Below are 25,207 nucleotides of genomic sequence, written 5' to 3' on the forward strand. Positions count from 1 at the left end.
AGTCATTAGTGATATGTAAAAATAGAGATCATAATAGTTATCAGCACCTATTTCCCCCGGGCCATATATGAAATGACCAAGCCAGGAAGAAAAGCGATCACTTATCCAGATCTCAGGGCTTCCCAATGTCCGGCCTATAGCCAAAGAAAGATGTAGAATGCGACTTTCGCAATTTTACGGACAAGTTTTCGAGCTATAGTCACTAGCCACCACCTCAACCCAACCACGAGCCATAAGTGAACGCATGCAAGGAACCTGAATCGGGGTTGTATTCATAAGCGCATTTCTGATTAATGCATAATCTGAATTATGTGCGATAGTTATACATCCCTCAGACATTCGCCCCGGATGAAGTCGGAATAACCCGCGATAAACGCCATCAAACCAGGTGCCGTCATCAATACCCCAATCATCCTTGTATAAAGCAAACCATTCATCGCGACCGAATTCAGCACCATAATACATCTTGTTGAATAGGTCTTGAGCTTTAGCTTTTGCCCACGAACCTAATCTTCCAGATCCACTTTCTACAATCCAGTATTTTCCCGGCGGGAATGGGCCATCACTCGGGATAGCCCCGCATGCTCCTTTGTTGCGATACATACCTTTACCAGAAAAGGCCATAAACACACCTACACCGTACAGATTGAAAGGTGCGTAATCAGCACTATTCAGCAGCATCTTCCTATTTAACGCCATAAACCACTTATTATCCCTGTATTTTATGTGACTAAATGCTAAGGACGATTTATCGAGCAGTCAAGATCAATTATTTGATAGTTATTTCGCAGCGGGTTCAGGGATTATTTTAGCGCAGGGAATTTAACCTCCCCGACGATTATCATTCTTGCCGTTACACAAAAAGAAAAAACCATCATGGTGAGTAAAGCGATTCGCGTAATTCACAAAGAACCCCGCTTTCAACACTAAAACAAACCACAGAAAGATGTAATTTAGGTTAAGACTAAAATTGAGGGCTAATTCTCAGTTCATCAATGTCGTACCGATTATTTAAGGTCCACTTTAATTTAGAAACGGCCTGGTAATATTCTTATTTTTTTATGAACGCGATCTCCCGCGTTAAGTTTATATGGATCTTTTCTCCGGGCAGTGATGATAATGCCATTAATAGTATTAATCTTATGCCGCGCTGCGTGAAGGCCTGCTGAAAAGCGGGCATCGCCCTGGTATTACGGCGGGATTTTTTTAAGGCATGAATTTTTCTCTCTGGAGGATACATCCTTGTTTAAATTACATCCCCTTTTCCTGAGCCTTATTGCGGCGCAGGGAATCCTTATTCCTGTCTCACAAACCTCGGCGGCCACGCTGAAACCTTTCTCGCCTTATCTTAATGACAACAAGGCGGGTGTTTTCTGCGTCTGTAATGGCTCAACGCAAACGCTGAGCGGCGTGCAGCGGTTTGCCTCGGGACTGAGCGGCACGCAGAGCTTCACGCTGGGCGAGCTACAAAACCTTGGCGGCAGCACGGATTACTCTCTGGTGGGTAAACCGCGTCTCGATCCGGGAAATAAGGATTACCCTATTAGCATCCCCGCTGCCAACGGCGACACCGACACCTTCGAGGTCTATAATTCAGCCAATATGATCGATTTGCCACCCGTCGGGCTGGATACGCAAGTGCCCAATTACATTGACGTTAAAGGCGGACAATATATCAATGCCCGCGTGGCGCAGGTCAGTAAAGGGACAATCAACGTTGATATTGGCGCAAAAGGCGCGACAACTACCGCTGAAACCAACGGCTGGAGTATGGCTGCTAAGCAGAGCCGACTGTTTGCCGCCACCGGCAGCGGGAATATGAACTGGAATAGCGACAACCGCATTACCTTCACGTCCATTCTGCAGCCCGACGGCGAGCCTTATCTGACCCTTCCTGCCGACAGCGTGGCGACCTATAAAGGCGAGTTTAGCGTCACCACAAGGGATAACGAGACCACCCGTTTTAACGTCACCCGCTTCAGCGACTTTCAAAATTACAATAACTGGCTGATAAATCAGTTAAAAATTGGCAGGCTCAGTCCGGACAGCTACAGCAGTGAGCTGGATAAGGCGGTTTCGATCACCAGCGGCGAAATTGTCTACAGGAGGGTAGCGCAGGACCCTGGCGATGAGGCCGCACAGGATATTGGCGAACTGGTGGTGCTCAGCGCCGACGGGGCAAAAGCGACCGCGACGGTGAATAAAACGCTGGAGGTGATCAACGGTAGCAGCGCCGTACTGGCCGCTAATGGCGGTAGCGCCGTGATTAACGGTAAAGTCTCGAGCATCAGTACGGGTACCCCTGGCGGCAGCGCGCTTACACTGCAAAGCGGTGCTACCGGCATTAATAATGGTGTCATTAATGGCAGCTTCCTCAACCTGGCGGGTGGCACCGGCGTGGACAGCGCCACGGTAAACGGCTCCGTTTTCAGTTACACCGTGCTGATGGGAGATAACAGCCGTTTTCGCAACAAGGGTGTGATAAACACGGCAGGCAACGGCACCGCGCTGGGCGTTTTTGCTGGCAGCGCCATTAATAATGGCAATATCAACGTCGGCGTAGCGAACTGGTCGACGGCGGATGGTATTTTTGTTAATGGCAAAGAGGCCAGTTTTGCTAATGCCGCGGGCGGCACGCTCTATCTCGGACGTGCACTGCAGAACAGCCTGACGGATGAGGCGGCGGACGTCAGGCTGAACGATTCGCTTGGTATTCGCGTGGGAGGAGACGGCAGCGCCATCAATGACGGCCATATCGTGATTGGCTCACTGACTCAGGGCAGTACCGCAATGCGGGTGGATGCTGGTCCGAATGCCCGTTTGCAAAATAACGGTATCATCGATGTCAATGGCCATGCAGATTTCCGGCCGGATGAAAATATTGCTATGTCGGTAAATGACTCCGGCAGCGGCGGGCTGGTCGGCAACGCGGGCACCATCAATCTGAATGGCGATAACAGCACGGCGATTAAAGTCCTTGCCACCAGCGGCAACCGCGCCAGCGCGTATTCGGACGGCACCATAAACGTTAACGGCAGCGCCGATCCGCTCAACGGCACTTACAACACGGCGGTGTGGGTAAAAGGCGAGGAGGACGGTAGCGCTTATGCCAATATCACCGGCCCGATAAACCTTGGTGGTAAAGGGGCCGTCGGTATCCGCGCGGAAGGCAATGCGACGGTGGATACCGAAAGCCTGTTCAATATCCGCGGCGGCGAGTATCAAACCGGCTATCTGGTGATTGGGCCAGAGGCAAAAATCAATCTTCCGGTAAACGGTCGCTATGGCGCTTACGATACCGCCTGGTACTCCACAATTTTCAACTATCAGAACGGCGCGAAGTTTGATGGCGCGGGTATGACCATCACGCCGGACGCCTCTTTTTCAACCGGGATTGCCGGCAGCGGTAGCGGAACCGGGATCAACACCAGGGGCGCGATAATTAACGTTGGGCGGTACTCAACCGGTATCAACCTCAGCGGCGGCGCGCAGGGTACCCTTGATGAGGCGACCCGACTTAATCTCACCAGCTTTAATGCCACCGGCGCAGCGGTGGATGGCGACAGCACGCGGTTAACCAACCATGCCGACATCAGCGGTTTTTTCAACGGTGAAGTGGGCCTGACGGCGCAAAATAAAGGCCAGATAACCAACACCGGCAATATCAGCCTGCAGGGAGAAGAGGTATCGGGTATCAGGGCGCTAAGCAGTGCCTCAGTTGATAACAGCGGCACCATTGATGTCAGCAATGGCAGCACGGCACTTTATGCCGAAGGATTCTGGTTTCCCAGCGACGACTCGTCAACCACCATTACCAACAGCGGTACGCTGAACGTAACGGCAGGCAATGCTCCCGATTTTGCCTCGACGCACGGGGCGATCGCCCGGGGAGAACTGGCCCGCGTCAACCAGAACGGCATTGTTAATCTGTATGGTACCAACTCCATCGCCGGGCAGGTCCTTGACGGCGGCACGATTGTTACCGGCGGCTCGGTGGTGTTCCACGATCCGCGCCAGAGGGGGTATGTGGCAGGCGATTGGGAAGCCAGACTGGTCAGCAATGGCGGCAGTACCGATGTCAGCACGGCGAACTCAACGCTTTACTGGCTGAACGACCACGCCTGGCTGCAGCAGATCAATCCGGCGGAGGTCACCCTGAGCGGCGAGAATTCCGTGGGGATTGCCGCCTTCAACGGCGCTTACGTGGAGGGCACCGATCGTTTCATCGTTAACGGCGAGGGCGCAACGGCAATCCGGCTGCAAAACGGCGCCAGCGCGGTGATCAACAGCCCCATCACTTTGAACGGCAACAATACGCTTGGCGGATTCAGCGACGCGGCCTTTAGCAACTTTGATAACCGTTCCGTGGTTCAGGGGGCGGGTAATAATGTTACCGGCTTCGATGTGGGCTACAGCATGACCAACAGCGGGACCATCGACCTGACGGGCGTGAACAGCACCGCTGTCCGCCTGCATGGTGGATCGCTTTATAACAGTGGCGTGATAAAAGTGGCATCGGGAATAGGTATAGAGGCCAGCGAGGGTGAGAATACCTACTTCCCTGAAAGTGCGCAGCTTGCTGCCTCAGACGGCATCGCCGCCGTGCGGGTCAACAATAACGCCAGCTTCAGGGTGCTGGGCGACGGCATTTTCCGCAACTCAATCGAGGGTGACGGCAGCGCCGATGCTATTTTGCTGGATAAAGGGGCGACGGGGCTGGCGATTGATGGCACCACCCTGACCTCTATGGGCAGCGGCAGCGCCATTAATAACCTGGCCGAAACCAGCAATATCGCCATGACCAACACCTATATTTACGCCAGAGGCAGCGGTAGCGGCATCCGTTCCGCCACGTCGTTTAATCCGCAGGGTTCCGTCACCATCGAACCGTCAGGAAGCGCCACGGGCTACACCTTTGCTAATGCCGACGGTTCTACCACCCGCAATGATATGGTTATACCGCGCGGCATCGCCATACTGGTGGGATCGGGCGGCACGGGGGTGCGGGCGAACACCAGCGGGCAGGTTATTTCAGAGGGCAATATCTACGTTACTACCGAGAGTGGCGGCTCGGCGATTGTCACCAGCACCGCCAGCGAAGTGATTAACCGGGGGGATATTTATTCCTGGAGTACCGTTGCGCCCGTTATCGATCTGCGCGGGGGCAGCACGCTTTTTATCAACGAAGGGACCCTCGGCACGCAATATCCCGAGACGCCGCTGGTGGTTGGTGGGGCCACTAACGATCGGATCGCGTTAATTGATGGCGCGGTCAATGGCGATGTCGATACCGGTAACGGCACCGATACGCTGATGCTAACCGGCGGCACCATTAACGGCAGCCTGACCATGGGCAGCGGCGTGAATAATCAGGCTTACGTACAGAATGTCAGCCTGAAGGACGTCAGCCATATCACCACGGCGGGCGGCGAAGGCAGCACGCTGAGCCTGAGCGATATCGCGGCCAGCGGCGGCTCCTTCACCCGCGACGATCTCAGCCGCGGCGTCAATCTGGGCGCGGGCTGGAGCACCATCAACTTCCTTGACACCGACTGGACCCTGACCGACAGCCTTAAGCTGGCGCACAGCACTATCAATATCGACGGTGGCTCGACGCTGTTTGCCGGGAACGGCGTCAATCCGGTACTGGCGGGCGCAACCAGCGATTCGCTGGTGGTGAACAACGCCGGAACGCTGGATCTGACCAACGGCAGCGGATTACCGGGCGATACGCTGACCATTAACGGCACGCTGAATTCGCTTTACGGCCGGCTGCGGCTTAACAGCGTGTTAAACGGCGGCGGCGCGTTAAGCAACCAGAGCAGCGATACCCTGCGCGTGACCGGCGATGCTAACGGCACCGCGCTAATTGAAGTCACGCCAGCGGCGACCAGTACCGGCTTGCTGAGCGATATTAACCATAACGCGGTTATCGAGGCGAATGAAGGCGTATCGCTGGCGCAGGTCGCCGGTAACGCCAGTGCCGACAGCTTCGCCTTGCAGGGGGGATATCTGGCAGCCGGGCCGTGGAGGTACGCGCTCTACAGCTTTGCGCCGGGCAGCAGCGAGGCCGACCAGCGGCTGGTGGCGGGCAGCGGTAACCAGTTCTGGGACTATCGCCTGGCAAACGACTTCGTCACCCGCGGTGCCTCCTCCCGCGCTGCGGTAGTGCCACAGGTGCCAGCTTACGTTTCCGCACCGGTCGGGCTGATGTATTACACCGCCGCTGTCCTCGGCGATTTGCAACAGCGCCTGGGCGAGCTGCGCCATCAGCAGGATTTGCCTGCCGGAGACGGCGGCGACATGTTCGTGCGCTATACCGGCTCGAACCTGCGCTATAAGACCAGCCAGAGCTTCAATGACTTCGGCTACAACTTCGATCTGGATTACAGCGCGTTACAGGTGGGCGGGAATCTCCTGCGGCTGGACGGCGACAAAGATAGCCTGCGCGGCGGCATTGCTTATACGCGCGGCAATACTCGCCTGCGTCCTGATGCGGCTGACGGCTATAGCAGCACCACTTTCAACAGCGACAGCCTCGCGCTTTACAGCAGCTGGCTACGGGACAGTGGCCTCTATCTGGACGGCACGCTCGCTTATCACTGGCACCGTGGCGAAACGGACATTGGTCGTAAGCAAGACGTGGCGAAGATCAAAGGCAAGGGCTGGAGCGCCTCATTGCAGAGCGGCTATCCCTTTGCGCTGGGCAACGGCGTGCGCCTGGAGCCGCAGGTACAGCTGATCTACATGCATCTGGCGATGGACAGTTTTACCGATAAGGAGAACCTTGCTGTCAGCTACAACGATTATAACCAGACCGCTGGACGCATTGGCGCGAAGCTTGATCGTAGCTGGAGCGATGACGGCGGCCGTCAGTACACGCCATATCTGCGTGCTAATTACTTTAAAGGCTGGGGCGGCAATGCGAAAACGACCGTTGGCGCGAAGGATATCGACGGGCTCGATCACACCTTCACCAGCGGCAAGTTCGGGCAGATGTGGGAAGCTGGCATCGGCGGCACCGCTACCTTTAGAAATGATGTGTCGCTCTATGCCGAAGCGGACTACCGCAAAGAGATTGACAGTAACGGCGCTAAGGGCTGGGGCTACAACGCTGGCGTAAGGTGGACATTCTGATCGGGAGGGGCCAGGCGAAAGAGACCTGGTCCCTGTTGATTAACACACCGCGATGTTAGTAATGTCTTCATTACGTCCGGGACGATTATTATGGTGGCAAACTGAATCACTCATAATTTTTAGCACCGTTTTATTTAGGTGTATTCTGTTTTATTTCAGCGTAACGGGCCGTTAATTGCTTCAGATGCATCTCCAGCTGAGCCCTGGCAGCAACAGGTAAAGGTTCTCCTGCAGGGTTTTGTGACAATATCCGCAGGTGCTCTTCAGCCGGTATAGAGTGATTAAATGACTGCATGGTGGAAAATACCACTGATTTCAGCTCACTAACCGTCATGTATTTCCCCTTCTTCTCATCCAGCTTGCTCAGCCGGTCGCTCAGTTGCTGTAGCTTCATCATCCCCTGATGCCAGCCATTCAGGTTTTCCGACGGTATGCTGGCAGCGTTTAACTGCCGCTGCCACTGTTTTACCAGAGGCTTAGCCTGCTCCGGCCAGAGTGCGAACGCCTGTTCAACCAGCTGACGACTGTAGTCGATACTCCAGTCAGGGGGTAACTGACCCAGACGGGCTAGCTGCTGCTCTGTTTGCGTGATAAAGGCCTGCGATAAGGGCGATTGCTGGCGCAACGTTTCCCGCTGGGCGGGTGTGAGTAGTTGAGGTATCGGTGTGAGGGATGCGGCAAACTGCGTATATAGCGGGTCAGGTCGGTGTAAGGCATGCCAGCCCCATGCTGCTCCCGCGCTCAACACCAGCATGGTACACATCCCGGCGGCGAAGGATTTCCAGGGTTTTATCGGCGCCGATACCGACGTCAACACTTCAACATTCGGCTGATGTTCCGGCTGCGCCACATACACCCATTTCACCGTGTTAACCGATTCGTTTTTCCCTACAGCGGGAATACCGGACAGAGTATCCGCAGACGTGCCCGCGCCATTCATTGCCGTAGCAGGCAGCACCATCCCGGGCTCAATGGCAGTCCCTGGGCTGGATGTACTGTCACTGTTTTCCAGACGAGCCGCACTGTTGTACATCAGGGTACGCAGCGCATCAAACTGACTAAGATGCTTAAGCTCCAGACGCTGTAACACCGCGCCCAGGCGGGTCAACTGCTGCTCCGCAAGATAAAGCTGGCTGAGGTCGCTGTAGTTTAGCGGGAGTGTACGCATCCGTTGCTGCAGACGCTGGCTCAGGTTACTGAGGATTTCCATACGCGCATGTACCGGCTGCGGCCAGAGCGCGCCCCACTGAAGGCTAATCAACGCCTCCAGGATGGACAAGCCTTCAGTCAGGCCAAACAACCCAGCCAGTTGCGTACGGGCAAGCGTGTACCAGGCTGCCGTCTGCAGCTCCACGCCATTTTGCTCAAACAGCGAAAGACAGAGTTTTTCGACATACTGCCAGTTCACATCCGGGCGCGCCGGATGTGACAGTTTGCTCAGCTCATCGCGCAGGGCGGTATAATCCGGTAGCGCGCGCGGGTCGCCGCCGGTTTTAAGATAACGTTCAGAAAAATGCGGCATAGGGATAGCTCAAGAAAGTAAAAAAATAAAAGTTTTTGCCAGTCAGTATGCTGACGTCAGAGGATCAAGGAATTGTTGTTGCTTTAGATGCCGCAGCAGAATTTTCCCCTGAGGCATAAATTCAGTTCCGTAACGCACGAGGCCGAGATCTTTCAGCTCGGCATCAATGTCGTAACGAAGTTCACCGGGCTGCGTCTGCTCCAGTATCACCACATCAATGTTTTTCAGGCGCGGCTCATACTTCAGCAGTACCTCTGAAAGCGTACCCATCATCTGGTGTGCGGTCCCCGGCATTCCCTGCAGGATTTTGGTCATATCCGGCAGGCCGTAGTCCGGCAAATGCGCCAGTGTGCCTGCTCGGCTGTTAAGGATCCGTTGCATGTTGTCCAGAACCGACAAAATGACCTGATTTTCTTCACTGACCTGATGCAGGTCGAGGCCACCGGTAAAATTGCCGTAAAGTATTTCACATAGTGAGGGATTCCTATGCGACATGAGTGGTTCTCCTCTCAATAGCTGGCTTCGACGCACTGAAAAGCATTAATATATAAAATATTAATAGTCCAGCATCAATTATGAATGATATTAAATTTATTCTTACCATGATACTAAGCATCTCCGAAAACAATGCTAATAAAATCAGCACAATGCTGATTACTCCCGGATACCGATATCCCATATCTCGCAGTCGCTGGATATCAAGAATCATTAAAACACCTACTCCAAAGATTAAAATCGTCGAATAAATAAATCCATAACATGGGGATATAGAAAACCCAAAATCAGGCAACCTGCCTACTGGTTGTTTGATTTTAATGGCAGGGAAAATATTTACGTAAACTGAAGTGGCTGTATTAATAGTTATAAAAATTAATATATGAACCATGAGGCTGTTAAAAAAATAACTCAACCTTACTCTTTTGCGAAGTAGAATTGCATGTTTAATTTTACTTAACATTTTGTGACACCCCCTAATTTTGTTAATGTAAATTACCTGCCAGTTTATCGACTCTTCCTCATTAAGATAGCCCTCAATAACATATCGCTTCTGATGCTGCCCACCGGAATATTTCTTATTCATAATCCATTTAGATATCTATGCAATCGATGTTATTTCTCAGTCTGTTTGTTGGTCTCTGACTTACGCAATGAGATAGTTGTCCCAGAAACAGGCGACTGATTAATTTTCTTCCGGTTTGATATAAACACTGCCTTCATCTTCCCTTTGCAAAAGGCTCCATGTTGCCGGAATACGTATTTCAGGCGCGTACATATCACTCTGATATTTCGTCGCCTCCGGCATCAACGTCCCTGCCTCAACATCAATAAACTGCTGATGCCCTCCGGCGATGGTTGCCCATTGGCCGGAGTGAAGACAACGCTCCCCGCTCTGGCAGGTAATGCGTTTACCCGGCGCATCATCCAGAAAGTATTCCGATTCATCAGGGATAATCCCGTCACAATAACGGGTGTCCTCCCAGACCAGGCGCCAGTGAACATCGCGATAACGAATGGGATCGTCGGTTATCAGCATTTCCGTAGCACTTTCCATTAAAACATCATAATAAACCTGGCGGGGTGCATTCATTCCACGAATGAAATAGTTATAGGCTCCGAGATTTTTAAACCCGCTGATACCATCTTTAATTACCAGCAGTTTATGATTGTACTGAATTTTGACTGGCTCCCAGATACCATCGCAGGGTACCGGATCGTCGGTTTCGATAACAATGTCGCTACGCTCCGGTACGGGCGGGAGATTTTTCGGGAATACCGGATAGGTTAAGTGGCTTAAATTATAAATATAATTACTGGGGTCCAGTAAGCTCGCTGCATCAAAAAAATTACAAACGTTATTTTGTGGTGGATAGAGCAGATTATCGCCTTCAAATTCTGCCGCAACCCGCCACTTATTAATTTTTTCTATTTCCGGAGGATAGGGCTCCCGTTGCCCGCCCCGTTCACTATGACAGGGCCAGTAAAAATAAGCCCTTATTAAACTAACCGGCCGAAAAAGTTGATCGAACTCACCTGTTTTAATTTGCCATACCTGCCGATTTCCCGCCGCCAGTTCCGTTAGCCCTTCATCATAAAGACGCAGGGCATCGTATGCCCAGATAATAACCTTAGGATGAAAACCCTTGGTTATTTCCTCCGGCCAGGTTTTCAGCGCCTGTTCATAGAGTTGTGTAAAATAAGCCCAGTTATCCCGTTTGCGTTGCCACAATGCATAGCTGCTTAGGCGCTGTAACAGCCAAAATAACCTGCGCCTCACAACATCATCGGTCATCGGATATCTGGTTTTTTCAATGGACATCATGGTTCATTTCCTGTGGTGGTCTGGTGTTCAATGCGGGTCGCGTTAATCATCATCCGGTCCTTCACTTTGCTGCGCAGCTCATCGTCATGCAGTTGCCGGGTATAGGTGGCATATGGCGGTTCAATCCCCTCTGGCCGGGTATAACCATGCACACCTTCAACCTCTTTCCAGCCGGAAGGATAAAATTCCGCTCTGACGCTATTAATTTCAACACTGGCCGGTTTTCCGGTCGCTTTTACCTGCTCCCCGATTCTGTTCAGTTCTTTTTTTAGCAGTTCATCCAGATTAATAATGACCTGCTCACCACCACCTTTCAGATACTGAGCAGGAACCTCGTTCCCAAATTGTTCCGCAATTCTGCCGTGCCAGGCGTTAGTACCGGGCATTCTTGCAGCCAGGTCTTCCGGCAGATGCAGTACCACCAGAAAACCATTGCCATTCCACTCATCCAGTACCGCCGATAATTGTCGCCATTCATTTGCGTCACCAGGCACTTTTTGATAGCCCCAAAATCCCCCTGCCGCCCAGGAGCCGCCGGACTTAGTTGCCAATGCAGTCTCGTTTCCGAAAGCCCGGAAAATCGTACTGCCTGCCATCTCCCGGGCACTTTTAGCAGTGATTTCACCGCTAAAAGAAGCGATATCTGTAAAGACCTGTTGTCCTTTAACGAATGCTGGGCTTTCTCCTTTCCAGTTAACAATATCTGGATAACCTTTTTTTGAATACTTACGCCGTAACCTATCTTCATGAAATTTTTCCGCATGAATACTCGGAAATCGCGTCCCCTGCTTTGGCGCATCCCGCAGCGGGCGTTCTATCAGATAGGCTTCCGCTTCATGCCGCACTTCAGCCCTGCCCTTACCCGTAGCCACCGTATGGATTTCACCTTTATACACCAGCGCCTGCAATACCCGCAGTTTCGCATTCAGCTCCTTCAGCGCCTGCGGGATCATCCTGGATGCCAGCGGTTGCAGGGCGGCAAATCCATCCCGCACACGCAGTAAATCGGCCTGCCATTTCTCCGGCAATATCCGCCCCACTCTGGCTTTCAAAATCTGGTTTATCGCGGTGATCATCGTGGTGCAAAAGTCGCTCATCTTCTCAATCAGCTGTGCCTGATACTCAACCACGTTCAGTTTATTCAGCCACTTCACCGCATCGCCTTCGCCTACACGATTCAGAAACTTAATCACGTCACCAAGCGTTTCCACATTCTCTGCCGCTTTGGTTGTGACACGCAGCGCCAGACGTCCGACCCCTTTAATCACCCCACCAATTACCGGGATCAGCGCAAACAGTAAAATAACCAGAAATACCCATTCAGTAACGCTTTCCCGCTTCTTTGGTTCTTTGGCAAGCCCAATGGATACCGCAATCAGATCGCGTACAGCAGTCACATCACCAACCAGCGGGATCATGCCAGTCACCGCATCGACAATGATCTGCCCGATAGTCTGTTTTTCATTAAACGCGCCCTGAAGCGTACCCCAGATCCACTGCCCGGTTTCCAGGCTGGTTTCCTTAAACCAGGCAACACCCGGTATACTCATTCCACACCTCCGCTGTGTTTCGCTATCAGCGCATCGATATCAGATTCACTCAGTGATGACCCCGTAAATTGCTGATTATTTATGGTGCCTTTTCGCATATAACGCCGTGTATCCGGCCCAAACTCCACCTGCATACTTCCTGCCGGAATATCGTCCAGATGCAGATACCCCGCTCCGTCCAGATTTCCGGTACGTACTGACCCATCCGCCAGTGTTGCCGTAAACGGCGCCCCCACCACAGGCGCATCGTCGTGATAGCGATATTGCATTAACGCACTGCTGCGGCTCTTCGCCGGATCAGCAAGCCAGGGCATATCGGCCTCAGCGCTCGCAGCTCCCGTCGTCGCCGAACGCTTAATCTTCCGCGTATAGGTCGTGTCCGTCCCGTACTCTATTTTCCCGCCTTCGATAATGAGGTAACTCCCGCCACCTATCAGCGTCACTTTCTTCTTACCCGCAAACAGCATATCGCTGGCCGATATCAGGCTCAGCTTCTGCTCCGCACTGATGTGCATCGCACCGTTCTGCGCCTGTAGCTGCACCGGGCCTTCGCTGGCGTTCAGGCTGAGTTTGCCCGCTCTGGCAAACAGGCCAGTATGCTCACCCGCCAGAATGGCGGTGTTACCCATCGACCCGCTGCTGAAATCCCCCGAAGCATTCATTGCGACGTTCTGACTGGCGGCCAGCTGCATATGCTCACCGCTGGTGAACGCCACGCCCTGCGGGCCGTGGCAGTGAATTATCCCGTTCAGCGGCTTCAGCCTCTGCTCAAACATCGCCTGCTGGCTGGCAATATCCGCCTCCAGCGCCTGCGCCTGTTCTGCGGCCGCCGCTAACTGCTGAAGCTGATTGCGGCAGACAGCGATTTCCTTCAGCGCCGTTTCCATGTCCAGTACCTCACCTGCCGCTTTGCTCTGCCCGTCTGCGGTAATGAACAGCCCTTTTGCCACGCGGATGACGCCGTACTCGTCGGTGCGCAGTTCAAAGCCGGTGCCCCGCTGTTTATTCTGCCCGTCAGCGATATGCCCCTGGTTCAGCTGCGTACTGCCGAAAGGGGTGGTCAGCGCGATATGCTCCTGCCCGCGCTGGTCTTCCATCCGCAGTTCATTGGCAGCAGGGGTGCGCAGAACGTTCTGGCTGCGGTTGTCACGGGTAACAACGTCCTGATGCTCTGAGTCGTGAAACGCGTGGGCGATATACGGCCGGTCGATGTTGCCGTCGTCAAACGCAATGCCCACTTCAGTGCCATCGATAAGCGGCGTGTGCCAGCCGTAAGTATCGCCTGAAAAGGGTTTGGCCTGGCGTATCCACAGAGTGCGGTAGCCCGGCTCTGCGTCTTCGCGGCTGAACGTTAACCGTTATGCCGACTGGCAGAACGGGCGCTATAACAGACGGAATAACAAAGCGAACGCTGAGATACTGACGGCATTCTCGCGATCATCAGCGACATGCCCAGTTATGGCAACGGGGAGCAGTCCTTGCAGACCCAGCATTGCGCTATCGGGCAAATTCCAGATCGGAACCTTCACCAATTTAAACAGGAATAACGAACACGCTGCCTTTATCGTCACGCTCCAGCAGCGACCAGCAGGCACGGTATTTCTTGCCGTGCCTGTCTTCAAATTCCGGTAGAACCTGTCCTTCTCGGGTCTGAAGGTACTGCGTCGTACCATTAACAATAGTTGCCCAGCGTCCATCAAAGGGCGCTAAATCGCCATCCCAACGGGTGATTCGCACCATTTTTTCTTGCGGAGGCAATTGTTCCCGCTTCGACCAGTTATAAAGTTCTTCGGGTTTACCATCAGGGAAGAAACCTTCACGTGGCACGTCGATGTACTGACCTTCCACACGTCGAATAAGCGTCCAGCCGGTTTTAGCCCATTCGGACTCATCCCAGCTATAGCTTTGCTCTCCACTTTTGCCGACATAGTCAGTCCGTTTTACTCCCCGTCGTGCTGATGCGGGCTGCCCATAGTCAGCAGGGATAAATCGTGCTGGTGCAAAATCAACATCAGGCAGATAGATGCCTGTCTGAACTGGAGTTTCACCTAATTCTATGCGGACGGATGGATCAAGTTCATACCGGGAGATTTTAGAGGGAATATCCCCGCTGGCATAAACACCGTTACCGTCATATGTTAAGTTTCCTTCTTGCCAAGTGGCATCCAATGTAATAGATAATCTTCGATCTAACTCTGCTGCAATACCTTCCAGCTCAGATATCCTTTCTATTTCGTCTTCTGTCATCCAACCGTTCCAGCATTCGGTGATACCCTTGCTGATATAGCTCATTGCATGACCAATATTAAATGCCTGGATATCATTATGCGTCCGTAGGATATAAGCTTTTATGTATCGTTCTCTTGCCGGGCGAATATTAGGAAGCACTCTGTTTCCCCATACCATATCCGCCTGTTGCCAGAGCGGAAGCTTACGGTTATTCCGGGGCATTTCCCGCAGGTAGCGGGCAAAAGCGGCTTCATGTGCATCAATATAGGCAATTATCGCATCACGGGTTGATGCGTAATGTTCGGGAGAGATAAATTTCTCCAGCAGATAGCATTCCTGCGGGTGTAACACGCCCATTATTTTTTATCCTTTGGTTCATACCAGTTGTGGGTGTTTTCCAGTTTCGGCAATCCCAGATACGGATATGTTGGATCATTCTCTGCATCACCATAACCCCATCCTGTTTTCTGACGCGGGCCAGTGTAGCCCTTTTTCAACTGAGAGGGGTCAAGTACAATCTGCACCGCGCCGCCTTCAAGTGAGTATTCCGGAGCGTTTATATTAATTTGCGTACCCGCCCGACCTTCCCAGACCTTCATCGGCTGCCCTGGCGGAATGGTATAGGTTACATACTCACCGTTTTCATTCCAGCTCTTCCACACAGCAAAGCGCCGTCGCCAGTCACTTTTACTGGTCAGCTTGTCAAACTCAGCCTTACGCATCCAGCAGATGTTGTTATCACTAGAGGAAGGGTCAACGACTCTATAGAGTACAGTGCCAGGCGGAACTTCAACTGCTCGCATAGAATCATCGAAAGTATCAAACTTACCCTTCAATGCTGGATTTTTGCTGGTTTTACTGATGTCCGGCCACCCGTCAGTTATAGCGCCCCTATTTTCAAATCTGGTCAGAGCAGGATATGCCTTTTCTTTATTACCAACATCCACCCACTCCGGCTTCTCCCGTTTGAAATAAGCCAGTTCCTCACTGGCCCTGGCCCCACCATACAGGTGAGTATTACTACCGACATGAGCACGAAACGCATTGTCGCCTTCGACTCTCAGTCGGTTTGCCAGATGTTCCAGAATGTCGTTCAGTGGCTGCAGTGCTTTCGCCAGCATGGTATTGGCTTTATTGCGCACCGAAACCAGCGTTTCCCACAATGCTGCTACCGGGCGCTGGAGCGATACCGGTCCCCAGTTCGTCACGGTGTCAAACAGGCTGCGGGTGACTTTCATTAGCTTGTCCATTACTGCCAGCAGTTCTGATGTACTGAGCATACTTTTAAGTCCGTCGACTTTACCGGCCAGGAAGTGGTACGGGTTATAAATCCTCAACGTTCGCAGTGTGTCCCGCACCGCAGGTGTATCCAGAAAACGATTAAGTTGTGTGATGCTCCCGTCCAGCAGGCGGCTGTAATTCCCGGCCTTGCTCAGTTCGTTAAAGTGAGCCTTGCGCACTGAAAGAAACATCACTTTGGCACTGCCCTTAACCAGCGAGCCGAGCGTCGGGAAGCAACCGACCAGCGTCAGTCCCAGGCACACCCACGGCCAGATTTCACTGTCGTTTTCTTTTATCTTCTTACAGTTGGCGATAAGGTCGCGCACATCACAGACCTGATCTACCAGCGGGATCATCGAGATAACGGTTCCCGTGACGATTTGTCCGGTGGTCTGCTTTTCGTTAAAGTCACCCTGAAGCGTCTCCCACAGCCATTCACCTGCGGCTTTTGCTTTATCGGCCAGTTCGTCATACCAGCTCTGCGGTGGTGGCTGGTAGAAGGCTAGCGCATTCTGAAGTTCCTGATCTATCATGCTTAAACTTCCCTGTTACTGGTTTTTGCCAGTAGTGAATCCCATGGTTCCCAGGGCTTTTCTGGCTCCGGTTGGGGTAACTGATACGTGACGGTAGCCGCTTCAAACGGTACACTCTTATGCAGGGCATATCCCTGTTCATCCACAACACCCGTCAGCTCACTGCCCCCTTCGAAGTGGATCGTGTAAGGCGCTTCGGGAATGGGAACCGTCTTGTCTAAGAAATTTATGGCAAGATCATATTTTCCATCACCCGCCAGATACGGGAATTTCACTGGCTGAGCGGCAGCTCCGGTCGTCGCCGAACGCTTAATCTTCCGCGTATAGGTCGTGTCCGTCCCGTACTCTATTTTCCCGCCTTCGATAATGAGGTAACTCCCGCCACCTATCAGCGTCACTTTCTTCTTACCCGCAAACAGCATATCGCTGGCCGATATCAGGCTCAGCTTCTGCTCCGCACTGATGTGCATTGCACCGTTCTGCGCCTGTATCTGCACCGGGCCTTCGCTGGCGTTCAGGCTGAGTTTGCCCGCTCTGGCAAACAGGCCTGTCTGCTCCCCCGCCAGAATGGCAGTGTTACCCATCGACCCGCTGCTGAAATCCCCCGAAGCATTCATTGCGACGTTCTGACTGGCGGCCAGCTGCATATGCTCACCGCTGGTGAACGCCACGCCCTGCGGGCCGTGGCAGTGAATTATCCCGTTCAGCGGCTTCAGCCTCTGCTCAAACATCGCCTGCTGGCTGGCAATATCCGCCTCCAGCGCCTGCGCCTGTTCTGCGGCCGCCGCTAACTGCTGAAGCTGATTGCGGCAGACAGCGATTTCCTTCAGCGCCGTTTCCATGTCCAGTACCTCACCTGCCGCTTTGCTCTGCCCGTCTGCGGTAATAAACAGCCCTTTTGCCACGCGGATGACGCCGTACTCGTCGGTGCGCAGTTCAAAGCCGGTGCCGCGCGGCTTGTTCTGCGCATCGACGATATGCCCCTGGTTCAGCTGCGTGCTGCCGAAAGGGGTGGTCAGCGCGATATGCTCCTGCCCGCGCTGGTCTTCCATCCGCAGTTCATTGGCAGCAGGGGTGCGCAGAACGTTCTGGCTGCGGTTGTCACGGGTAACAACGTCCTGATGCTCTGAGTCGTGAAACGCGTGGGCGATATACGGCCGGTCGATGTTGCCGTCGTCAAACGCAATGCCCACTTCAGTGCCATCGATAAGCGGCGTGTGCCAGCCGTAAGTATCGCCTGAAAAGGGTTTGGCCTGGCGTATCCACAGAGTGCGGTAGCCCGGCTCTGCGTCTTCGCGGCTGAAGTCCAGCTTCACCCGGTAGCGACCCTGGCTGTCCAGATGCGCGTAGATGTCGTGCTTCTGCCGGCTCTCGATACGGGCCGGCAGCGTGCCGTTTATCTTCGGGCGGGGTTCTTCTTTTGGCCGATAACAGAACTGTTCACTGTAAGGCATGCCCCATACCGACACATACAGGCGTGTGTCGCGGGCGGCACGGAAAGAGGAAAAGGTGAAGTTCCAGCACCTCACTGTCGTCGGCTTCCAGAACCATCCCCGGCGTCAGGTGCGCCGCGTTGCTCAACAGGCTATGTTTCAGGTTTTTCCATCGAACGAATAACCAGGAAATCCTGAGAGATGCCAACATCTTTTCCCGTTGCTTGTCTGCTATGAATAAACCAGGCATACATATCAGAGGGCGCATTATCTTCGGGGAAAGGCTGAGGCTGACCAAGATAAGCTGCATGGGCATAATCGAGAAAACGTCTCGCTCGCCTCAATGCAGGCCTGTAGATATCAGGCACGATTTGGATACGCTTATCATTAGGATCGTTTTCCATACTGTTCTTCATTCTTATTGCGGCATCATGGACATCGTCCAGCCAACCCCAATTTTTGTGCAACACATCAAGTTCACTCTGGTAGTGTCTTGAAGTTTCTTTTGCCTGTGGTGAAATCCCAAATAACCCGGCAGAAGCACCGGCGGAGGCTAAAATATCGCCACGTTGTTTTTCATACTTCATGCACTCACAGCGGTATTGATAGTATTGTCGCCCAAGCCACTCAATATAGCTGTCCAGATGACGGTTCTGTGCACCGATACTGACAGCGTTAAAAGGCACCGCTTGCTGATACAGCTTTGTCCATTGAGCGACAGACTTGTTCTTAACCTTATCCTGCATGATAAAATAGGCAGCAACATCAGTATCCGTCTGATCTAGTGTTTGTAAATCTGGAAATGGAACACCTGCCATCGTCGCTGACCGGTACATCCGGTGAAGGGCCACCCGGCAAAGTTCTGCACTCGGTTTTTGTTCATTTAGTTTCAGGCCTCCCCCTACATCCTCCGCGCAACCGGGTAACAGCTCTTCCTTGTGCTTATTATTACTTCCACCAAGACAATAGACGCTACGCCATGGCCGGTTTTCATGGGCAGCGACCAGATGTAGTGCATTTTTAACCGTATCCGGCAATGCCGATTCCTGATCAACAGACTTATCGCCCATCAGCACGCTAATGCCTTTTACTGGCCCCCCAAAAGCAGAAATAAACCAGTCCACTCCGTTATTATTACTGGCAGGGGTATGACGAGTACAGTCAAACAGGCCTGCAAAAACAATCTCTACGGGGATCCCTTGGTAAGTATATTTATCACCCTGCTTCTGACAAATATCATCAAGCAGCATATCAATAAATTTACGTGCAAGAGTTGCTCCGACATCGTAGCCAAATAATGAAATGGAGATCAGTTTTACCGGTACCGGGCTATTTGTTTTGGTTCTTTCAAAGAAACGCTCAAAACGTAATTTAGCCGAATTTATTCGCGTATCGACACCGGTAACTAACATATCTGCAATAACGGGATTATCACGCAACCAGGGTGTTGCCTCGATACCTGATTTCTTTGCGGCATTTTTAGCTACATCTCCCGTCAGGGATTTCCATTCCGAAGGGCTTATCAGCTTTTTCCCCGAGCCCTTTAAAACCTCCCACCAGTTACCACTTTTCAAATAATTCAGGCCAGCATTTTTTGCCATTTTTTTTGGCTGATCTTTCAAATCATCCAGTGCAGAGCCTTGAGCACTGTCCATAATGGTATGCAGTTTCTCAGAGAGTTCTTCATTAAAAGGGGTACCGAGCCCCGAAAAATAAAATGCATCAAAACTTTCATGGGAAGTATTTTGTTGAATACTGGGAAATGCTCTAAATAATCGTGAAACATTACTGAGACGTTGCTCAGGAGCATCCTGGTCAATATTACGATGGATACCATCAAAAAAGAAACCGACATGCCATACGCGTGAGCAATTGCCCCATTCAGCATCCTCAGCCTGCTGAGCACGGTTTGCAGCAGAAATGATACTTTCAATATCCATCACTTATGCTCCTGCTTTGCAGTTTTACCAGATATATCAGGGTGTTTTTCATACGGAGACCAGGCGTTATCACTCCAGCCCAGTAGCACCTTATCCCCGGGTAAAAAGTGGACATGTAGATCATTCTCTCCCCACTTTCTCTCTGGCATTGGCATAACAACACGCCGCGTTTCTTTACGAAGTCCCGCATCATACTGAGCACGGGTTGTGCTTAGCGTCCAGATAACCTCGGCAGTTTTCCCGTTAATACTGCCACAGCAGGTTGTTTTACCTGCCCCCTTCCCATACGGGTTGTTTTTGTTATATGCCGAGGCATTCGCACCCGCCACCCCATTCACGCTAAACCCCAGTATCGGCCTGTCAATTTCACTGTGAATGATCAATGTTACTGGACCCATCGGCGGCCCCCAGATTGATGCCCAGATTAGCCAACTGCCGTATGCCAGAACCACTCCCAGCAGGCTTCCCCAAATCCATTTTCCCCAACGGGCATAGCCGCGATTTACGGCACCATCAACTTTGTTATAGGTTTTAAAAAATCCCATCATTTATATCCCGTGTTAGTCGAACACCCTTACTTTATGGGTTTAAATATCTGTGCCGATGCTCAACATTTTTAAGCTGTAAAGTGCATCAGCACATCTGCCAGCGATCGCACTCCACTCACCACATTCGGCAGTGCAGCCCTCAGTGAGTCCGATTCCAGCATCGACCTCCCACCATTAAGGTAATAAAGCGCATAGACTTTCTTATCCACCGGGGTTAGGAGCCCCACAGCTTCACTCTTCTTCAGCGCCTTTATAACCATCAAACGCTGCGCACAGGGTGGAAACGCCTTGCTGGTCGGCATTTTCTGCCATTCGTTCAATACGAGGGTCACTTCTGGCTTATCCGCAATCTGCTGCCAGGCGAGCTTATCCAGCCGGATGATGTGATCTGTCGGGCCTTTAACCTCTGATGGTGTAATGCTGAGCCGCTGCCACTGCGTTTCTCCAGGTAGCCACCACTGTGTTATGCCGTTTAACAGGTAAGCATGCCAGCCCTCTTTAGCGCATCCCGCCAGCACTTCAATCACATGATTTGCGTAGAAGCGAACCAGCGCTGTCGGGCCCTTCGGGGGCACGATGGTACATCCATGGGACAGCTGCACGGCCAGCGAAGGTGGATATCGTACTGAGATAATCACGGCAACACAGCCAGACAGTTTATCCAGATACCCCTTTAGCTGCTCTTTATCATCCACTTCCAGCAGCCAGGGGCCGTAGTTCTGAAACTCCGTCAGTTGCGGATGGATATACAGCGAATGCAGCCTGTTTTCATGTCTGGCCTTAAACACCAGAAAATTCTCTTCCGACTGCGCCCCCGCCTCAAACAAGAGACAAATATTTTCTTCTGACCTGCCGGGTAATGCTGCCAGTAGCACTGTGGTGTCCATCGTTATGCTCCCTGCACAATGGCATCATTGGCCTGAATCGCTTTCAGCAGGCACGGAATACAGATTTTATCCATGATCACCGGGTTAATTTCCGGGAATTCCAGTGGCTGATCGGCAGCCCCCGTCGTCGCCGAACGCTTAATCTTGCGCGTATAGGTCGTGTCCGTGCCGTACTCTATTTTCCCGCCTTCGATAATGAGGTAACTCCCGCCACCTATCAGCGTCACTTTCTTCTTACCCGCAAACAGCATATCGCTGGCCGATATCAGACTCAGCTTCTGCTCCGCACTGATGTGCATTGCATCGTTCTGCGCCTGTATCTGCACCGGGCCTTCGCTGGCGTTCAGGCTGAGTTTGCCCGCTCTGGCAAACAGGCCTGTCTGCTCACCCGCCAGAATGGCGGTGTTACCCATCGACCCGCTGCTGAAATCCCCTGAAGCATTCATTGCGACGTTCTGACTGGCGGCCAGCTGCATATGCTCCCCGCTGGTGAACGCCACGCCCTGCGGGCCGTGGCAGTGAATCATCCCGTTCAGCGGTTTCAGGCGTTTATCGAACATCGCTATCTGGCTGGCAATATCCGCCTCCAGCGCCTGCGCCTGTTCTGCCGCCGCCGCTAACTGCTGAAGCTGATTGCGGCAGACAGCGATTTCCTTCAGCGCCGTTTCCATGTCCAGTACCTCACCTGCCGCTTTGCTCTGCCCGTCTGCGGTAATGAACAGCCCTTTTGCCACGCGGATGACGCCGTACTCGTCGGTGCGCAGTTCAAAGCCGGTGCCCCGCTGTTTATTCTGCCCGTCGGCGATATGCCCCTGGTTCAGCTGCGTGCTGCCGAAAGGGGTGGTCAGCGCGATATGCTCCTGCCCGCGCTGGTCTTCCATCCGCAGTTCATTGGCAGCAGGGGTGCGCAGAACGTTCTGGCTGCGGTTGTCACGGGTAACAACGTCCTGATGCTCTGAGTCGTGAAACGCGTGGGCGATATACGGCCGGTCGATGTTGCCGTCGTCAAACGCAATGCCCACTTCAGTGCCATCGATAAGCGGCGTGTGCCAGCCGTAAGTATCGCCTGAACAGGGTTTGGCCTGGCGTATCCACAGAGTGCGGTAGCCCGGCTCTGCGTCTTCACGGCTGAAGTCCAGCTTCACCCGGTAGCGACCCTGGCTGTCCAGATGCGCGTAGATGTCGTGCTTCTCCCGGCTCTCGATGCGCGCTGGCAGCGTGCCGTTTATCTTCGGGCGGGGTTCTTCTTTTGGCCGATAACAGAACTGTTCGCTGTAAGGCATGCCCCATACCGACACATGCAGGCGTGTGTCTCGGGCGGCGCTAAATGTGGCCAGCGTAATCAGCATCCCATCCTGCAGGTCGTTAAGGGTGCTGCCGTCTGTCTCCAGTACCCTCCCCGGCATCAGATGTGCGGCGTTGCTGAACAGATGCAGACGGACGGACTGATTCAGTTCGCGCTCGTGGTGAATACGGGCATAAAACGCCCCGCTTTCGGTTTCCGGCTCAGAGGTGCTGTCGTCACCGGCGTCCAGGAACGGCGCGCCGTAGCGGTAGTGCTCCCCGGTGGTGGTGGCGCTGTTTCTGACGGCGACCGCGGCGTCCATCGGCGTGCTCGCCGTGTGGTAGTTATAGTCCCGGGTGCGGACCAGACCCGTCACTGTGTTATGCCAGCTGCGCAGGTCCCACACCGATTCCGCTGCGCCGTCATAAAGCGCCGACGGCTCCTGATACGGCACATGAACATCAAACTGATAAAACTGCTGGCTGTCGGCAAAGGTCAGCGTGTCCAGCCCGGTCACGTCATTGACGCCGGTGCGGAACCAGATACCCACCTCAGAAAGGATACGCTGAATAAACTGCAGGTCGGTTTCGCGCCACTGGGTGATAAGCTCACGCTGGGGGTACGTTTTCTCCAGCCGGAACTCAAAATCCGCCCCCTCCAGGCTGTGCTCTCGCAACACCTGCTCTGCCAGCTCCGGCACAGAGATATTCTGGTATACCGCGCAGCGCCGGGTATACCCCAGCAGCGCCAGACGGGACGAGAGCGTCACGCTGTAGTGCGTCTGGTCGGCGGTGGTGCCCAGCCATTCGAACGCGGTGAGTATTCCCTGCACGACCCGGCCACTGAGCATGTTGAGCGTCGCGTACTTCAGTAATACCTCTTCGGCGGTCACATCGCTCTGTGGCGTGGTGAACTCAATACGCCACTGCGACGGGGCACTCAGCGCCTCACGACCGTGAAAGTTCAGTACGTCCGGTTTTACCCGGCTGTCGTTTATCTCAAAGGTGTAGCGCTTTTTTCCGTCAAACAGCGCCAGCCAGTTGTCCATTGCCATTAACGTTACTCCTTAACGGGGAGCAGGGTCAGAAAACCACTCCCGAGCTCAATGGTACGGGGTTTGTCGGGGTCGAGATCGTCACGAGTCAGTACCAACCGCCAGGCGCAGGGCAAGATTGCGAAACCCCGCAGCCCGCAAGGACTGACGCCAGATATGTCCTGTCCATCGCGGTTTTTTTCATTTTTCGCTTCAATCCTGCTTTGAATTCTTTGTTTTGCGTAAGAATATTTACCGCTATATGTCTTATCCCTGATAATAGCTCTGCAGCATTCCCTCTTCTTATTTTACTGTCGTCTTCATTCATTGCCACATCCAGGCACCAGTGCAGTCTGTTCTCCACGCGCCAGTGATTTCTCATCGCTGTGGCAAACTTCTCTGCCGTTAAATGTGCTGAACTTATATAATACCGGATCTGCATTTTCTGTTCTTTCCTTTTTTCTTTTAATTCTGAACGAAATGAGACTACCACACATAATTTTTTCAGGTCTTTCCAGTCAAACGTAAAATCAATCAGGTCATTAGGAACATCACTGACAATATGAAGCCGGGTTTCTTCTCTGCCGTGGTTCTTTTCTGTTGTCGCAAAGCTGTCATACTTCGGCTTGTTTATTTCTTTTAAGGGAAATTTCTCTTCAAATGCTTTATTTAATTTACCCTGATTACCCTTCACTGAAAAAAGATAATCACCTTCCTGAGCACGTATTTTCTTCGCAATGTCTTTCTGACATCCCATCGCATCCGTCGTGATCAGTTTCCCCCTGATATCCAGCATGTTAACCCGTTCTGGTATGGCTGTGATCTCACTGGATTTCTCATCGGTTTTTATCTGTCCCAGCACAAGACTGCGCATGGTTTAAAATGCACTTATTACATGGATCGCGCCCCGAAGGCGACGTTTGTCATAAGAATGAAGAAGGGTTTTCCCATCAATAGCAATAATATCGCCATTATCTGATGAATGGCAATCACGCATCCAGTTAATAAAACACTCATGAAATTTTTTTGGGGCTGATGCAGACCACAACCCGGGCAATTGTATCATGAACAGGAATACCATTTTCGAAATCACCCTATTGTTTTAAAAAATCAATATGAGCCTCACCAAAATCCTCGATCTCCTCCCATCCTTCGGCCCCGTAAATAACTGCGCAAATTGTCAGAAGTAAAATATCTGATAATTTATGTTCTACTTTCCAGGATTGTCTGTAATCAGGAATAATTGAGATATGTACCATTAGTTTTTCAATATCCATATTCGATCTCATTATTTTAATCGGAGATATTTGATCACATTCTGCAGCAGATTTATAGTTTTTCATGTCACAGTTAGTTCATTTTTAAAGCTAAAAACACTCAAGATTGTAGTGCAGAAATTGTACTTTTCGTGATCTTTCTCTGGTTTGAAAACCAGAACCTCACTTAGGGCTGTGTCCACATTACGTGGGTAGGATCATTGTTATCCTTTACATTCACTGTCCATCGGAT

The 25,207-nt window shown here is 52.4% G+C and carries 12 protein-coding genes and 4 pseudogenes; 1 reads left to right on the forward strand and 15 read right to left on the reverse strand.

Annotation, left to right across the window (positions count from 1 at the left end; all coding sequences use genetic code 11):
- Positions 1-174: 174 nt before the first annotated feature.
- Positions 175-699 carry a DUF2778 domain-containing protein gene (locus AC4PCC_RS16525; RefSeq protein ID WP_492125237.1) on the reverse strand — a complete coding sequence of 175 codons (525 nt, stop codon included), beginning with the start codon at positions 697-699 and terminating at the stop codon, positions 175-177.
- A gap of 543 nt (positions 700-1,242) precedes the next feature.
- Between AC4PCC_RS16525 and AC4PCC_RS16530 the strand changes: the two genes are divergently transcribed.
- A complete protein-coding gene (locus AC4PCC_RS16530) occupies positions 1,243-7,137 on the forward strand; it encodes an autotransporter outer membrane beta-barrel domain-containing protein (protein WP_492125238.1) in 5,895 nt (1,964 codons plus the stop codon).
- Positions 7,138-7,267: 130 nt separating this feature from the next.
- Here AC4PCC_RS16530 and AC4PCC_RS16535 read toward each other — a convergent pair whose 3' ends face one another.
- From AC4PCC_RS16535 to AC4PCC_RS16600, 14 genes and pseudogenes are all read right to left on the reverse strand, one after another.
- Positions 7,268-8,659, reverse strand: coding sequence for a VasL domain-containing protein (locus tag AC4PCC_RS16535; RefSeq protein ID WP_492125239.1), 1,392 nt, complete (start codon positions 8,657-8,659; stop codon positions 7,268-7,270).
- A gap of 42 nt (positions 8,660-8,701) precedes the next feature.
- Positions 8,702-9,154 (reverse strand): type VI secretion system baseplate subunit TssE, encoded by a 453-nt coding sequence (gene tssE, locus AC4PCC_RS16540; RefSeq protein WP_492125240.1) that lies wholly within the window; start codon positions 9,152-9,154, stop codon positions 8,702-8,704.
- Between the two features lie 685 nt (positions 9,155-9,839).
- Positions 9,840-10,979 carry an Imm72 family immunity protein gene (locus AC4PCC_RS16545; RefSeq protein ID WP_492125241.1) on the reverse strand — a complete coding sequence of 380 codons (1,140 nt, stop codon included), beginning with the start codon at positions 10,977-10,979 and terminating at the stop codon, positions 9,840-9,842.
- On the reverse strand, positions 10,976-12,529 hold the full coding sequence (locus AC4PCC_RS16550) for a hypothetical protein (protein ID WP_492125242.1): 1,554 nt from the start codon (positions 12,527-12,529) through the stop codon (positions 10,976-10,978). Before AC4PCC_RS16550 ends, AC4PCC_RS16545 begins: the two co-directional genes overlap by 4 nt.
- Positions 12,526-13,887 (reverse strand): annotated as a pseudogene (locus AC4PCC_RS16555) (type VI secretion system Vgr family protein); the annotation flags it as partial. The pseudogene AC4PCC_RS16555 and the gene AC4PCC_RS16550, both read right to left, overlap by 4 nt.
- 175 nt (positions 13,888-14,062) lie before the next feature.
- Positions 14,063-15,115, reverse strand: coding sequence for a type VI secretion protein ImpA (locus tag AC4PCC_RS16560; RefSeq protein ID WP_492125243.1), 1,053 nt, complete (start codon positions 15,113-15,115; stop codon positions 14,063-14,065).
- The gene (locus tag AC4PCC_RS16565; protein ID WP_492125244.1) at positions 15,115-16,572 is read right to left on the reverse strand and encodes a hypothetical protein; all 1,458 of its coding nucleotides are present in this window, start codon (positions 16,570-16,572) and stop codon (positions 15,115-15,117) included. Before AC4PCC_RS16565 ends, AC4PCC_RS16560 begins: the two co-directional genes overlap by 1 nt.
- A 2-nt stretch (positions 16,573-16,574) precedes the next feature.
- A pseudogene (locus tag AC4PCC_RS16570) lies at positions 16,575-18,096 on the reverse strand (DUF2345 domain-containing protein).
- A 61-nt stretch (positions 18,097-18,157) separates the two neighbouring features.
- Positions 18,158-19,945, reverse strand: a complete 1,788-nt coding sequence (locus AC4PCC_RS16575; protein ID WP_492127547.1) for a T6SS phospholipase effector Tle1-like catalytic domain-containing protein — start codon at positions 19,943-19,945, stop codon at positions 18,158-18,160.
- Entirely contained in the window at positions 19,945-20,490 is a 546-nt protein-coding gene (locus AC4PCC_RS16580; RefSeq protein WP_492127548.1) for a DUF3304 domain-containing protein, read from the reverse strand. The genes AC4PCC_RS16575 and AC4PCC_RS16580 overlap by 1 nt, the downstream gene beginning before the upstream one ends.
- A gap of 71 nt (positions 20,491-20,561) precedes the next feature.
- Positions 20,562-21,380 (reverse strand): DUF4123 domain-containing protein, encoded by an 819-nt coding sequence (locus AC4PCC_RS16585; RefSeq protein ID WP_492125245.1) that lies wholly within the window; start codon positions 21,378-21,380, stop codon positions 20,562-20,564.
- Positions 21,381-21,382: 2 nt separating this feature from the next.
- Positions 21,383-23,713, reverse strand: a complete 2,331-nt coding sequence (locus AC4PCC_RS16590; protein WP_492127549.1) for a type VI secretion system Vgr family protein — start codon at positions 23,711-23,713, stop codon at positions 21,383-21,385.
- 11 nt (positions 23,714-23,724) lie between these two features.
- Positions 23,725-23,823 (reverse strand): annotated as a pseudogene (locus tag AC4PCC_RS16595) (type VI secretion system lipoprotein TssJ); the annotation flags it as partial.
- A pseudogene (locus AC4PCC_RS16600) lies at positions 23,808-24,975 on the reverse strand (ISAs1 family transposase). The pseudogenes AC4PCC_RS16595 and AC4PCC_RS16600, both read right to left, overlap by 16 nt.
- Positions 24,976-25,207: the final 232 nt, after the last annotated feature.

The sequence above is a fragment of the Erwinia sp. L03-1 genome (assembly GCF_058686115.1).